Annotated in this window: 15 protein-coding genes; 14 read left to right on the forward strand and 1 reads right to left on the reverse strand. The window is 71.9% G+C overall.

Annotation, left to right across the window (positions count from 1 at the left end; translation table 11 throughout):
• The 5 genes from G3I65_RS24045 to G3I65_RS24065 form a co-directional block, all read left to right on the forward strand.
• A partial coding sequence (locus tag G3I65_RS24045; RefSeq protein WP_160698106.1) for a hypothetical protein occupies positions 1-500 on the forward strand: 500 nt, incomplete at its 5' end.
• Positions 497-1237 carry a hypothetical protein gene (locus G3I65_RS24050; RefSeq protein ID WP_160698107.1) on the forward strand — a complete coding sequence of 247 codons (741 nt, stop codon included), beginning with the start codon at positions 497-499 and terminating at the stop codon, positions 1235-1237. The genes G3I65_RS24045 and G3I65_RS24050, both read left to right, overlap by 4 nt.
• Entirely contained in the window at positions 1237-2016 is a 780-nt protein-coding gene (locus G3I65_RS24055; protein WP_160698108.1) for a hypothetical protein, read from the forward strand. Before G3I65_RS24050 ends, G3I65_RS24055 begins: the two co-directional genes overlap by 1 nt.
• Positions 2013-2954 (forward strand): RimK family alpha-L-glutamate ligase, encoded by a 942-nt coding sequence (locus G3I65_RS24060; RefSeq protein WP_160698109.1) that lies wholly within the window; start codon positions 2013-2015, stop codon positions 2952-2954. The genes G3I65_RS24055 and G3I65_RS24060 overlap by 4 nt, the downstream gene beginning before the upstream one ends.
• Positions 2951-3682 carry a hypothetical protein gene (locus tag G3I65_RS24065; RefSeq protein ID WP_160698110.1) on the forward strand — a complete coding sequence of 244 codons (732 nt, stop codon included), beginning with the start codon at positions 2951-2953 and terminating at the stop codon, positions 3680-3682. Before G3I65_RS24060 ends, G3I65_RS24065 begins: the two co-directional genes overlap by 4 nt.
• A gap of 1 nt (position 3683) precedes the next feature.
• On the opposite strand, the gene G3I65_RS24070 is transcribed toward G3I65_RS24065, so the two are convergent.
• Positions 3684-4679 (reverse strand): LysR family transcriptional regulator, encoded by a 996-nt coding sequence (locus G3I65_RS24070; RefSeq protein ID WP_275940165.1) that lies wholly within the window; start codon positions 4677-4679, stop codon positions 3684-3686.
• A gap of 106 nt (positions 4680-4785) precedes the next feature.
• Between G3I65_RS24070 and G3I65_RS24075 the strand changes: the two genes are divergently transcribed.
• From G3I65_RS24075 to G3I65_RS24115, 9 genes are all read left to right on the forward strand, one after another.
• Positions 4786-5586 (forward strand): alpha/beta hydrolase, encoded by an 801-nt coding sequence (locus tag G3I65_RS24075; protein ID WP_160698111.1) that lies wholly within the window; start codon positions 4786-4788, stop codon positions 5584-5586.
• 4 nt (positions 5587-5590) lie between these two features.
• Positions 5591-6385 (forward strand): SDR family NAD(P)-dependent oxidoreductase, encoded by a 795-nt coding sequence (locus G3I65_RS24080; RefSeq protein WP_160698112.1) that lies wholly within the window; start codon positions 5591-5593, stop codon positions 6383-6385.
• Between the two features lie 33 nt (positions 6386-6418).
• Complete coding sequence (locus tag G3I65_RS24085) at positions 6419-6745, forward strand: hypothetical protein (protein WP_160698113.1); 327 nt, start codon at positions 6419-6421, stop codon at positions 6743-6745.
• A 98-nt stretch (positions 6746-6843) separates the two neighbouring features.
• Positions 6844-8058 (forward strand): DUF222 domain-containing protein, encoded by a 1215-nt coding sequence (locus G3I65_RS24090; protein ID WP_309235667.1) that lies wholly within the window; start codon positions 6844-6846, stop codon positions 8056-8058.
• 597 nt (positions 8059-8655) lie between these two features.
• On the forward strand, positions 8656-9852 hold the full coding sequence (locus G3I65_RS24095) for an acyl-CoA dehydrogenase family protein (RefSeq protein ID WP_160698114.1): 1197 nt from the start codon (positions 8656-8658) through the stop codon (positions 9850-9852).
• Between the two features lie 110 nt (positions 9853-9962).
• Entirely contained in the window at positions 9963-10886 is a 924-nt protein-coding gene (locus G3I65_RS24100) for an ABC transporter permease (RefSeq protein WP_160698115.1), read from the forward strand.
• Positions 10886-11881, forward strand: coding sequence for an ABC transporter permease (locus G3I65_RS24105; protein WP_160698116.1), 996 nt, complete (start codon positions 10886-10888; stop codon positions 11879-11881). The genes G3I65_RS24100 and G3I65_RS24105 overlap by 1 nt, the downstream gene beginning before the upstream one ends.
• Before the next feature lie 10 nt (positions 11882-11891).
• Positions 11892-13565, forward strand: a complete 1674-nt coding sequence (locus tag G3I65_RS24110) for an ABC transporter substrate-binding protein (RefSeq protein WP_160698117.1) — start codon at positions 11892-11894, stop codon at positions 13563-13565.
• Positions 13562-14433: ABC transporter ATP-binding protein (locus tag G3I65_RS24115; protein WP_160698118.1), on the forward strand; the 872-nt coding region annotated here is incomplete at its 3' end. The genes G3I65_RS24110 and G3I65_RS24115, both read left to right, overlap by 4 nt.

A 14433-nucleotide genomic window follows, 5' to 3' on the forward strand; every position in this document is an offset into this window, starting at 1 on the left:
CGAGCAGCGTGGTCGCGCTGGCGACCGGCGCCGGCACGCTGGCGCTGCTGTTCGGCGTCACGGGACTGCCGCTGGCGGGCGCCAACCTGGCGGGGGAGCACACGCTGCTCCACCGCTGGCAGGTGCGCGGGCTCGGCGACCAGCACGCCACGTTGTCGGCGCGGCGCGGCCCGGTCGTGACGATCCCGCTCTTCAACGAAGGGATCAGCCTCGTGTCGTGTGTGGTGGGACAGCGCTCGGGCGCGAACGACCCGTACACGTGGCGGCCGTCGCTGCCCGACGGCGCGCTGCTGACCCTGCGCCAGTACGAGCACCTGCTCAACATCGTCGAGCTGGCGACGCCCGTCGGGGTGCGGGCCGACACCTTCGCCATCCGGCGGCGGCACGTGGACGTGGACGGCTCCGGCCGGGCCACGGGCCTGAACATCGCCGCCGCACGGGCCTACCGGCACTACCGCCTGGCGCCGTCCGCGCGGGCAGGACAAGGAGAGATCTCATGAGCGACGAACAGCTCGTCTACGGCGTCCCGGCGCACACGATCGTCGAAGCCCTGCGCGGCGCGGGCGTCGCGGAGGACGACGTCGTCGCGGTGCTGGGCCGCGCGATCGCCCGCTCGTCGGGCCCCGGCCTGGCGGCGACGGTGAGCCCGCCGTTCGTGTTCCAGACCCCCGTTCCGCAGTCGGCACCCCAGTGCGAGCTGCACTTCGAACCGACGTTCACGCACCCGGACTTCATCGACGGCGTGACGGTGGTGCAGGCGGGCGAGACCCCGACGGAGATCGGGTTCAACCACCGGTTCCACGCGATCGAGACCGACCTCGGGGGTGTCGCGGAGGCGCTGCGGACGGTCAGCAACTGCATCAAGGAGCTGCGGCTGGAGCTGTTCGGGGTGGTCCAGGAGCTGCAGGTGAAGATCACCGCGATCGACCGCCGGATCGACCCGATCAAGGACAAGACGGAGACCAAGGAGTCGAAGGAGAAGGAGAAGGACAGCAAGGAGAGCAAGGAGTCGAAGGAGAAGGAAGGCAAGGACAACAAGGAGAGCAAGGAGAAGGACAGCAAGGAAGGCAAGGAGAAGGACCGGGGCAAGGACGGGCAGAAGGAGTTCGTCGACCTCGCCGGCACCTTCCCGCCGTCGGCCGCCGAGCCGGTTTCGGAGGGGGACGAGCGGACGTTCATCTCCCTGGCGGACCGCCCCGACGTCGGCCGCGACGCACTGTCCGAAGAGGACAGCTGATGCTGCTGATCCTGGCCCACGCCCACGATGCGGCGGCTCGTGCCCTGGCGGACCGCTGGGGCAGCGAGGCGATGCTGCTGACGGTCGACGTACTGCACGAAGCGCGGCTGAGCCTTTCCGTGGACAGCTCAGGCGGGGTGTGTGCTTCGCTCGCGACCGGGGCGGTGATCACCGGCGTCGTGAACCGCCTGGGGGTGATCACCGCCGCGGACGTGTCCCGGGTCCGCCGCGAGGACCGCGCGTACGCGGCGGCGGAGCTGACGGCGTTCCTGCTGGCGTGGCTGGACGCGTGCCCGGCACCGGTGCTGAACCCGCCCAACCCGAGGTGCCTTAACGGTCCGGCGTGGTACCCGGAGGAGTGGGCCGACGCGGCGGCCGCGGTGGGCCTGCGGGTGGCGCCGGTCCACCGGGTGGTCGGGCTTCCGCCGGTCCCCGTCGAGGCGCGGGAGGGCGGCCATCGGGTGTCGGTGATCGGGGACGTGTGCGTGGGGGAGGTGCATCCGCTGGTGGGGCAGCAGTTGCGGGCGCTGGCGGAGTTGGCGGGAACCCCGCTGCTGACGGCGACGGTGTCCGGCCTGGGCGCGCGGGCGGAGGTGGGGGAGATTTCGGCGTGGCCGGATCTGGCCGACCCAGCGGTGGCGGACGCCCTCGCGGTGGCACTGGGGAGGGCGGCGAGCGGCGGGATCGCAACGGTGGCGGAGCCACGCGGCTGGGTGCCCGAGGCACCAGCTGGCCCCGCGCTCGTGGATTCCTCCGGGCTCGAGGCGGTGGCCGGATGACCATCCTCCTCTGGGGCCTGATCCGCGACCAGCCCGTGTCCGCCGTCCTGACCCAGCTCCGGCGGCTCGACGCCCCCGTCCTCTTCCTCGACCAGCGGCGCGTCCTCGACACCACCGTCCGGGTCGACGCCGGCCGCACCAGCCGGACCACGGTGTCCGTCGACGGCGAGACCTTCGACCTCGGCGACGTCCGGGCCGCCTACGTGCGCCCGCACGACAGCACCCAGCTGCCCGGGCTCCGCACGCGCCCGCCCACCGCACCGGAATGGCGGCACGCCGCCGAGGTCGACCAGGTGCTCAACGCCTGGTCCGACCGCACCGCCGCCTACGTCCTCAACCGGCCGGAAGCCGCCGCCGGGAACGCGTCCAAGCCCTTCCAGCTGCGGGGCATCGCCGGGGCCGGGTTCGCCGTGCCGCCGACGCTCGTCACCAACGACCCGGACCGGGTCGCGGACTTCCTGCGCGAGCACGGCGACGTCATCGTCAAGTCGGCCAGCGGGGTGCGCAGCCGGGTGCGGCGCGTCCGGCCCGGTGACCGGCTCGCGGACGTCGCCGCCTGCCCGACGCAGTTCCAGCGCCGCATTCCCGGCACCGACGTGCGGGTGCACGTCGTCGGGGCCGAGGTGTTCGCCGCCGAGGTGGACAGCGACGCCGACGACTACCGCTACGCCCGGGCGCTCGGCCACCGCGATCCGGTCCTGACCGCGATCGACCTGCCCCCGGACGTCACCGCCCGCTGCTTCGACCTCGCCAAGCGGCTCGGGCTCCCGGTGGCCGGCATCGACCTGCGGCGCACCCCGGACGGCGAATGGTACTGCTTCGAAGTCAACCCCTCGCCGGGGTTCACCTACTACGAATCGAAAACCGGCCAGCCCATCGCGGCGGCCGTCGCCGGGCTGCTCGCCGCGGCGGCGTTGTACAAGGAGCACGTTTCATGACCACAATGGACACCCGGCCGGTCGAAGAGATCCGCTTCGGCGGCACCCGGGTCTTCACCGCCGACCTGTTCGGCCCCGCGGAAGTCGACCGGGTCCGCGCCGCCGTCGGCTCGGTGCCGGCGCGGCTGTGGCACGAGGCCCGGCGCACGCCGGGCGTCGGCGGCATGGCCACCATCGGCGAGCCGCTCTACCGCAGCCGCGGCAGGCTCGGCCATTACGCCGAGTGCGCGCGGCGCGACAACCGGCTGCTCTACCGGCACTTCCGTCTCGTGCACGAGCGCGTCGCGACCTTTTTCGAGCAGCGGTACGGCCTTCCCGTCGTGTACGCGGACGAGCTCGCCGTCCCCGGCTTCCACGTGTTCGGCTTCGACGACCCCGGCGAGTACGCGGGCGGCGGCTGGCACGTCGACGCCCTCGAAACGCAGGCGCCGTCACTGATCCGGCGCGCCGCCGACATCTCGGCGGTGGTCACGTTCACCGTGCCGTTCGAACTGCCGGACGGCGGCAGCGGCCTGGACCTGGAAGCCGACGCACCCGGCGCCCCGCCCGGCCACCGCGGCGGGGGCGAGCCGGTCACCGTGCCGTACCGCACCGGCACGATGGTGTTCACCGAATCAGAGCTGTGGCACCGGATCTCCGGCTCCCGCTGCCGGACGCCGGGGCAGCGCCGCGTGACCTACCAGGGCCACGGCGTCCGCCTCGACGGCCGCTGGATCTTCTTCTGGTGAGCTAAGGGGCGGCGGAGAGGTCTTCCGGCGGGGTCCACAGCGGCGCGCCACCGGCCCGTTCGGGCAGCAGCCAGCGGTGCCGCTCGGCGGTTTCGCGGGCGACGCGCAGGAACTCCCGGACGGGCTCCGGCTCGTCGCCGTCGCGCCACGCCAGCGACCACGGGTACACCGGCTGCAGCTCCTTCGGCCGGTGCACCGGGAACCCGTGCTCGGGGTAGCGGCGGGCGTAGCTGTCGAATTCGAGCAGGAACGCGCTGCCGGGCGCCCGGCCGAGGGCGGCGCGGCAGTGGTCGAACGTGCCGGGTTTGCCCAGCCAGCGCAGGGTCAGCCCGGTGTGCTGGGCGAACGAGCTCAGGTAGTGGCCGTGCACGTTGTACAACGCCGTACCGGGCCCGTCCGCGAAGACCTCGAGGGGACGCTCGTGCATCGACACCGACGTCCGGGTCGGGTCGCCGGGCCTGCCGACCAGCCGGAACGGCTCGAGCCGCAGCGGCGTGTGCCGCCAGCCCGCCGGGTACTCGGCCTGCAACGCGGTCGTGACGCGGAGGATCGCGACGTCGAGGTGGTCGTCGAGCAGCGCCGCGAGCTGGCGGGCGCTGTCCATCTGGCTCTGCACCACCTCGACGCCCGGGTGGGCCGCGAGGTAGGCGTCGGTGACCACCCGGCTGGTGTCGAGCTCGAAGATGTGCGCGACCCGCAGGCGGTTCGGCGCGGGTTCGCGCAGCATTTGCCCGGCGGTGGCCAGCAGCTGCCGCGCGAGGTGCAGGAACCGCTCGCCGCGCGGCGTCAGCGTGACGTGGCGGCTGTCGCGTACCAGCAGCGGCGCCCCGACCTCGGCCTCGAGCCGGCGGATCTGCTTGGACAGCGCCGGCTGGCTGATGTACAGCCGGGCGGCGGCCCGGCCGAAGTGCAGCTCGTCGGCGACCGTCACGAAGTACCGCACCAGCCTGAGGTCGAGGTCCATCCGGGCCTTCCGCGCGAAGGAGTGGAGCGCCAACGATGCCACTCCGGCTATCGATGCGCACGCACCAGGTCTTGGACGGCCCGCCCCGGATCGGGTTGGCTCAGGCCCGAGACGCCGTCCCGAAAACCCGGAGGATCCGATGGCGGCCGCGGGCACCCCTGTCGTGTTCATCCACGGTCTGTGGCTCCACGCCACGTCGTGGACCCCCTGGATCGACCACTTCCGGGCCGCCGGGTACGCGCCCGTCGCGCCCGGCTGGCCGCACGAGCCGGACACCGTCGAAGCGGCGCGGGCGAACCCGGACGCCGTCGCGGACGTCGGCATCGACGACGCCACGAACCACTTCGCCTCGATCATCGAGGCCCTCGACCGGCCGCCGGTCATCGTCGGCCACTCGTTCGGCGGCCTGATCACCGAGAAGCTGCTCGGCCAGGGCATCGGCGCGGCCGGCGTCGCCATCGACCCGGCGCAGATCAAGGGGGTGCTGCCGCTCCCGCTGGCGCAGCTGCGCGCGGGCCTGCCGGCGCTGGGCAACCCGGCCAACCTGCACCGGGCGGTGTCGCTGACGGAGAAGGAGTTCCGGTTCGGCTTCGGCAACGCGCTCACCGACGAGGAGTCGGCCGAGCTCCACCGGCGCTGGACGATCCCGTCGCCGGCCCGGCCGCTGTTCCAGGCCGCGGCCGCGAACTTCGTGCTGCACTCCGAGGCGAAGGTCGACACCCGGCGCGACGACCGCGGCCCGCTCCTGCTGGTCTCGGGCACCGCGGACCACACCGTCCCGGACGTGGTCACCCGCTCGACGCTCAAGCAGTACCGTGACTCCACCGCCGTCACCGAACTGAAGCAGTTCGAGGGCCGGGGCCACTCGCTCACCATCGACAAGGGCTGGCGGGACGTCGCCGACGCCGTCCTCGCCTGGCTGCGCGAGCACGGGGTCTGAGCCCGTGGAACTGGATCTCGCGGGCCGGGTCGCCGTCGTCACCGGCGCCAGCCGGGGCATCGGCCTCGCCGTCACCGAAACCCTCGTCGCCGAGGGCGTCCACGTCGTCGCCGGCGCCCGCAAGCCCGGCCCCGAGCTGGAGGAGCTCACGCGGGCCGGGAAGGTCCACACGCTGGCCGTGGACCTCGGCACCCCCGACGGCCCCGGCCGGCTCGTGGAGCTGGCGCTGAACGAGCTCGGGCGCGTCGACATCCTGGTCAACAACGTCGGCGCCGTCACCCCGCGGCCGAACGGCTTCCTGCTGGTCACCGACGAGGAGTGGACGCGTTCGATCACCCTCAACCTGCTGAGCGCGGTCCGCGCCACGCGGGCGGTGCTGCCGACGATGGTGACCGCGGGCCGGGGCAGCGTCGTCACGATCGCCTCGATCAACGCGCACCTGCCCGACCCCGGCGTCATCGACTACAGCGCGGCGAAGGCGGCGCTGGTCAACTTCACGAAGTCGGTGTCGAAGGAGTTCGGCCCGCACGGCGTCCGCGCGAACGCGATCAACCCGGGCCCGGTCGCGACGGACCTGTGGCTCGGCACGGGCGGCGTGGCCGAGACCGTCGCGGCCGGCTCCGGCGCAACCGCCGGCGCGGTGGCCGACGAGGCGGCCTCGCACGCCGTGACCGGCCGTTTCACCCAGCCCGCGGAGGTCGCGAACCTGGCGGCTTTCCTCGCCGCCGACCGCGTGGCAGGCAACATCACGGGCGCGACCTTCACCCTCGACGGGGGGTACACCACCGAAACGCACTAAAATCTCCGCCGGGCCAACGGGGACGGGGGAGCGGTGACGGACGAAACCGACGAATGGTTCGCGGTGCGCTGCGTCTTCCGGTGGACGCAGGCGGGCGAAGAACCGTACGAAGAGCGCATCACCCTGTGGCGCGCGCCCGACCTCGACGAGGCCCTGTCCCTCGCCGAGGCGGACGCCCACGAGTACGCGGACCGGGCCGGCATCGAGTACCTCGGGCTGGCACAGGGGTACGCGACCGGCGAGAAGCAGCTGTCGCCGGGCAGCGAGGTGTTCTCGCTGCTGCGCGACAGCGCGTTGGCGCCGGAGGAGTACCTGAACCGCCACTTCAGCACCGGCGGCGAGCACCAGGACCGCGGCTGACGTCACCGCCGGCGACGAACGCCCCTTTCGTCGGCCGAGCGCGGGTTGCACCTGATCGAGTGATGAACAGGTGTTCGTACACGCGGTAATCTTGGTGTGTGGACAGAGAAACGGTGTGGCAAGCAGACGCGGAGGCCTTGGCCGACCGCATCGTCTCGCTGCTCACCGTCGTGCGGTCCGCTGAGGCGGAAATCGGTGCGCTGCTGGTGGAAATCGAATCCCGCGGGGTTCAGGAACTCTTCGGATACCGCACCACCGCGCGCCTCTACGAACACCTCGCCGACATTCCGCACGCCGCCGCCACCCGCACCGTCACCCGCGCCCAGGCCCTGCACCCCGCCCACACTCTCGACGCCACCCCCGCTGTTGCCCCGGCCACCGGTACCGCCGCGCTCACCGGCCGGTTGAGCACCCCGATGATCGACACCATCATCGACGCCGTCTCCCGGATCCCCGCCACCCACCGCGACGATGCCGAACGCGATCTGCTCGCCTTCGCCGCCGAGGGCGGCCACAAACAGGTCGCTGCCCTGGGCGCCCGGATCCTGGCCCACCTGGACCCCGATGGTCCCGCGCCCGAGGACACCGAACCGGCCACCCCCGCCCGGGAACTGTCGTTGCGTCGAAGACGCACCGGAACCTGGGAACTCACCGGCCGCTTCGACGACGAGACCGGCACCCGCGCCAGCGCCCTGCTGGACGCCCTCGCGGAACGCCGCGGCACCGACGACCTCCGCTCCCCACACGAACGCTACGGCGACGCCTTCTCCGACGCGGTCGACCTCGCGTTGAACTCCCCCGACCTTCCCGCCCAAGCGGGTGAACGTGTCCACGTCATGGTCGCGGTGTCCCTCACCGACCTCCAGTCCGGCCTGGGCACGGCCACGCTCGGCGACACCGGCCTGATCTCGGCCGCCGACGCTCGCCTGCATGCCTGCGACTGCAAGCTGATCCCCGCCGTCCTCGGCTCCCACAGTGAGCCTCTGGACTTGGGCCGCGCCCGCCGCCTGATCAGCCCCGGCCTGCGCCGGGCGTTGTTCCTGCGTGACCGGGGGTGCGCGTTCCCCGGCTGCCACCGCCCGCCCCGCCACTGCCAGGGCCACCACATCCGGCACTGGGCCGAGGGCGGCCTCACCGACTTGGCTAACCTGGTGCTGTTGTGCGGCCACCACCACCGGTTGTTACACCGCTCGGGCTGGCAGGTCCGCATCGCCCCCGACGGCCACCCGGAGTTCCTGCCGCCACGGTTCCTGGACAAACGCCGAAAACCCAGGCGCAACAACATCCACCAGCCCCTGCCATTCGCAGCCTGAACACGGGACAGGCCCGCAGCCACCGGCTACGGGCCCACACCCACGCCCAGTCAGCGACAATGTGAGCCGGTCCCGGCACCCCGATTCCGACCCGAGCCCACGCGCAAAGGTCCAGCACGACATCTTCCCCGGCCGGGCACAGCAAACGAGGGCACCGGCCGCAGGTGGCTCGAGCGGCTCAGGGTCGTACGACACACTCCCGGCGAGCACCGGCGTCACGCACGTGTGGCACACCCCGGTCCGGTACGACCACCGCTTCCGGACAGTACCGACCAGCTCGGGTTGATCGCCGACACCCGCCAAACAGTTCACTGTGGACACGAGCGTCGGCGAACGGCTTCCGACGTGAGGTAGACGTGCTCACGGCCATGGGACAGTCCGACGAGGGACGCCTGCTCGGTGGCCCTCCGGGCGATGTGTGCCCACCACGCCTCCCGCGCCGGCTCGGGGTGCCCCTGTCCGAGCCGGAATTCCGCTGCCACCTGACCATCCAAACCGGACTTTGGGACGCTCCGGTCCCAGCGCGCGGACTCCCGTTGACACCCCCGCGGCACGCCGGTGTACTCGGATCATATCCGCGCACCGAAGGGAAAGCCGTTGACGACCAACGAAAAGACCGCCGCCGACTGGATCGCGATCGCGAAGGACGTCGCCGCGAAACTCGCCGTCGATGCCGTCGAGCGGGATCGGCGCAACGCGACGCCGTACGAAGAAGTGCGGCTGCTCAAGGACGCCGGCCTGGTCGCCCTGCTGGGACCTCCCGAGCACGGGGGCGGCGGGCAGACCTGGGACACCGCCTACCGGGTGACGCGTGAAATCGCCCGTGCGGACGGCTCCATCGGCCAGCTGCTCGGCTACCACTACCTGTGGGCCTGGGCGGCGCGGCTGGTCGGCACCGACGAGCAGATCGCCGCCGTCGAAGAGCTGTACACGCGCAACAACTTCTTCTTCGGCGGCGCGGTCAACCCCCGTGACTCCGACCTCACCATCACCGAAGACGGCGACGAGCTCGTCTACAACGGACACAAGTCGTTTTCCACCGGCAGCAGGGTTTCCGACCTCACGGTGCTCGAAGGCGTCCTCGACGGCACCGAAGACCACGTCTTCGCCATCGTCCCGTCCGCCCAGGAGGGCATCGTCTTCCACGACGACTGGGACAACATCGGCCAGCGCCTCACCGAGTCCGGCAGCGTGACGATCACCGGCGTGCGCGTTCCGTGGGCGAGCGCCGCCGGGTACGTCGAGCGGGAATTCCGGCCGCTCACCTACAACACGCTGAACGTGCCGGCGATCCAGCTGGTGTTCACCAACTTCTACCTCGGCATCGCCCAGGGCGCCCTCGACGCGGGCCTGGCCTACACCCGCGAGCGCACCCGCCCGTGGCCCTACGGCGGCGACGACAAGGACGCCGCCGCGGACGAGTGGTACATCCTCGACGGCTACGGCGACCTGCAGGCGAAGCTGTGGGCGGCGGAGGCGCTGACGGACAAGGCGGGCGCGGCCATCTCGGCGGTGCTGCACGCCCCGCGCGAAGAACTGACGCCCGAGGCGCGCGGCGAGCTGGCGGTGCTGATCGCGGCCGCGAAGCAGCGCGTGATCGAGACCGGGCTGGAGATCGGGACGAAGATCTTCGAGCTGACCGGGGCCAGGGCGAGCGCGTCGAAGCACGGGCTGGACCGGTTCTGGCGGAACCTGCGCACCCACTCGCTGCACGACCCGGTGGCCTACAAGCGCCGGGAGGTCGGCGTCTACGCGCTGCGCGGCGAGCTGCCGGAGCCGACCTGGTACACGTAAGCGCTGGTGCGCGTGACTTGCCGTCCACCTGGTGAGACGGTTGAACGATCACCGACACGGCTCCTTAAAGTCCCCGATCGTCACTCGATCGGCTGAACCTTGAAGGTGCTGTGTCCGCCCCCTCCCTCCCGCCGCTCGCGGCGCGGTCCCTCCCCGCCGCGGTGTGGCGTGCCGTCCGGTCCGGGCGGTGGACGTCGCTCTGCGCGCTGCTCGTCGTCCTGATCGTGCTGCTCGCCGCCGGCGCCGACCTCTTCGTGCTGGCCGAAGGGCAGAGCCTCACGCCGGACATCACCACGCTCGGCCCGACCGGGCTGCCCGCGGGCGCGCTCGGCGGGGTGAGCGGGGCGCACTGGTTCGGCGTCGAGCCCCTCACCGGCGTCGACCTCTTCGCGCTCGTCGCCCACGGCGCGCGGACGTCGCTGCTGGTCGGGCTCGGCGCCACCGCGCTGGGCACCGCGCTCGGCGTCGTCATCGGCGTCAGCGCGGGCTACCTCGGCGGCTGGTGGGACCGGCTGGTCACCTGGACCGCCGACGTCATCCTCGGCTTCCCGTACCTGATCTTCATGATCGCGCTCGGCGCGGTGCTGCCGGTCGACTTCCCGCGCCAGGTCACGCTGATCGCCGTGCTCGGGCTGTTCGGCTGGCCGCGGGTGGCCCGGATCGTCCGGGCCCAGACGCTGACGCTGGCCAAGCGCGACTTCGTCGCCGCGGCGCGGGTGATCGGCGGCGGCCCGTGGCACGTGTTCACCAAGGAGCTGCTGCCCAACCTGTGGGCGCCGGTCATCGTCGTGGCCAGCCTCGCCATCCCGTCGATGATCGGGAGCGAAGCCGCGCTGTCGTTCCTCGGCGTCGGCGTCCTGCCCCCGACCCCGAGCTGGGGCCGCACGATCAGCACCGCGGTCGACTTCTTCGAGACCGATCCGCTCTACCTCGTGTTCCCCGGGCTCCTGCTGTTCCTGATCACCCTCGCGTTCAACGTCGTCGGCGACGCGGTCCGCGACGCGCTCGACCCGCGGTCCGGGGGTGCGGCCTGATGCGCACCGCCCGCTTCGTGGCCACCCGGTTCGCCGGGATGCTGCTCGTGCTCCTGGTCGTCGCCTTCGTGACGTACGTGGTGTTCTACGTCCTGCCCGCGGACCCGGCCCGGATGGCCTGCGGCCGCCCGTGCACGCCCGACGGCCTGCGGCTCGCGCGGGAGTTCATGGGCTACGACGTCCCGTGGTACCGGCAGTTACTGGACTTCCTCGGCGGCATCGCCGTCGGCCGGACGTTCGGCACCGGCGAAGCCGCGATCCACTGCACGGCGCCGTGTTTCGGCTGGGACTTCCAGAACAACGTCGACGTGCTCGCCGAAATCGGCGGCCGGGTCGAAGTCAGCTTCTCGATCGCGCTGGGCGCCGCGGCGATCTGGATCGTGCTCGGGGTCGGCCTCGGCGTGCTTTCGGCGCTGCGCCGCGGGACCGCCATCGACCGGATCACCATGGCCGCCGCGATAACCGGTGTGTCCATGCCCGCCTACCTGGCCGGGATGATCGGCATCACCATCTTCGCCTTCGCGCTCGACGTCGTCCCGAAGAACGGCTACGTGCCGCTGACCGAGGACCCCGCGCAGTGGGCGTGGCACCTGGTGCTGCCGTGGTTCGTGCTGGCGTTCCTGCACGCGGCGATCTACGCGCGCCTCACCCGCGGGCAGATGCTGGAAACCCTCGGCGAGGACTACATCCGCACCGCGCGGGCGAAGGGCCTCACCGAGCGGAAGGTCGTCGGGCGGCACGCGCTGCGCAACGTCCTGCTGCCGGTGATCACGGTGTTCGGCGTCGACCTCGGCGGGCTGCTCGCCGGGACCGTGATCACCGAGCGGATCTTCGGCATGGCCGGTGTCGGGCGGCTGCTCGTCGACGCGATCGGCTCGCTCAACCTGCCCGTGCTGCTCGGCGTGACGCTGTTCTCCGCCCTGCTGGTGACGGTCCTGAACTTCCTGGTCGATCTCTGCTACGGCGCGCTCGATCCGCGTGCGCGCCTCGTGTGAAGGGGAAATGATGAAACAGCTGCGGTTCGCCGCGGGCGTGCTGGCCGCCGTCACGCTGCTGACGGCGTGCGGGGCCAACGACACACCGGCCGGGCAGGGCGGCACCGTCAAGCCGGGCGGCAACCTCGTCCTGCTCAACGACGCGTCGTCGATCACCTGGGACCCGGCGAAGAGCTCGAACCTCGTCGTCACCACGCTCGGGCTGATCCACCGGCGGCTGACGTCGTGGGACGTCGCGCCGGGCAAGGACACCACGATCGTGCCGGACCTGGCGACCGACACCGGGCGGCCGAGCGACGGCGGCAAGACGTGGACGTTCACGCTCAAGGACGGCCTGAAGTACGCCGACGGCACGCCGATCAAGAGCGAGGACGTCAAGTGGGGTCTCGAGCGCTCGTTCGCACCCGCGTTCTCCGGCGGGCTGGCCTACCACAAGGACCTGCTCTCGCCGGGCCTGGCGTACCAGGGCCCGTTCGACGGCGGCAAGGAGCTCGACGCCATCCAGACGCCGGACGCGAAGACGATCGTCTTCCACCTGGCCCGCGCCTACGGTGACTTCAACTGGGTCGCCAGCACGCCGGCGTTCTCGCCGGTGCCGAAGGGCAAGGGCGCCGAGGCGAACTACAACGACCACCCGGTCGCGTCGGGTCCGTACCAGCTGGCGAGCTACGAGCGCGGCAAGTCGGCGAAGCTCACCCGCAACCCGAACTGGAGCCGCGACGAGGACAAGACGCGGCTGGCCGAACCGGACACCATCGAGTTCGAGCTCGGCCAGGACACCGGCGTCATCTCCAAGCGCCTGGTCGACGACACGGGCAAGGACCGCGCCGCCTTCGGCATGTCGTTCGCCTCGCCGGCCCAGCTGGCCCAGATCCAGGGCAACGCGTCGGCGAAGTCGCGGCTCGTGACGTCGGAATCCGGCGCGCTGGCCTACCTTTCGCTGAACACCCAGCGCGGCAACCTCACCAACCCGAAGGTGCGCCAGGCGTTCCAGTACGCCGTCGACAAGGCCGCCTACCAGGTCGCCAGCGCCGGCAGCGCCCAGCTCGCCGGGGACGTCGCCACCACGCTCATCACCCCGGGCCTGCAGGGCCGCGAGCAGTACGACCTGTACCCGGCGCCGCCGTCCGGTGACGTGGCGAAGGCCAAGCAGCTGCTCGCCGAGGCCGGCTTCCCGAACGGGCTCGACGGCCTGGTCATGGCCACGCACAGCGAACGGGGCTACCCGGAGAAGGCCGCGGCGATCCAGGCTTCCCTGGCGCGCGCGGGGATCAAGGTCTCGATCAAGCCGCTCGACGACGACACCTACACGTCCGAAGTGGACACCAAGGGCCTGTCGGACTTCGACCTGACGCTGACCTCGTGGCAGCCGGACATCCCGTCGGCCAACGCGAACATCCAGCCGCTGTTCCAGTCCACCGAAATCGGCAACGGCGGGTACAACGAGTCGCGATACCACAACCCGGAGGTCGACAAGCTGATCGGTGAGGCACAGGCCACTGTGGACCCGGCCGAAGCCGGCAAGAAGTGGGCGGCGCTGGACAAGAAGATCCTCGCCGACTCGCCGGTCGTGCCGCTGATCTACACGCGCAACTCGTTCCTGCGCGGGTCGCAGGTCGGCGGCGTCGAGATCGGCCGGTTCCCGGCGTACGTCGACTACCGCAAGTTCGGGCTCCTCCAGTGAGCGGAGCCGGGCTCCTGCGGCTGCACGACGTGGCGGTCTCGTTCGGCGACGTCGAAGCCGTCCGCGGGGTCGGCTACGAGGTCGGCGCCGGCGAAGTCGTCGCGGTGGTCGGGGAGTCCGGCTCCGGCAAGACGGTCACCGCGATGTCCCTGCTCGGCCTGCTCCCGCCCACGGCCCGCGTCACGGGCCGCGCGGAGCTGGCCGGGCGGGACCTCTACGCGCTGACGCCCGCCGAGCTGCGGGCGGTCCGCGGCGGCGAGGTCGGCATGGTGTTCCAGGAGCCGATGAGCGCGCTGAACCCGGTGTTCACCATCGGCGACCAGCTCGTCGAGGCGATCCGGGCGCACCGGGAGCTGACCGCCGCCGCCGCGCGGGAACGGGCGATCGAGCTGTTCGGCCTGGTCGGGTTGCCGGAGCCGCGCGAGCGGTTCCGGTCCTACCCGCACGAGCTGTCCGGCGGGCAGCTGCAGCGCGTCGTCATCGCGATGGCGGTGGCGAACGAGCCGAAGCTGCTCATCGCCGACGAGCCGACCACCGCGCTGGACGTCACGGTGCAGGCGGAGATCCTCGAGCTGCTGCGCGACCTGCGGTCCCGGCTGGGCACGGCGATCTTGCTGATCACGCACGACATGGGCGTGGTCGCCGACCTGGCCGACCGGGTCGTGGTGATGCACGACGGCCGCGTCGTCGAGCAGGGCGACGTCCGGACGATCTTCGCCGCGCCGGCCGAGGCGTACACGCGGCAGCTGCTCGGCTCGGTCGTCTCGCTCAGCGGTGCCGCGACGGCCGGGCTGGAACGCGCTCTGACCACGGGCGTCCAGGCCGGGCCGGGGCACGTCGCCGCGGCGGAGCACCCGGCGGCGGCGTC

It is taken from the genome of Amycolatopsis sp. SID8362 (assembly GCF_010550475.1).
GTDB lineage: Bacteria > Actinomycetota > Actinomycetes > Mycobacteriales > Pseudonocardiaceae > Amycolatopsis > Amycolatopsis eburnea.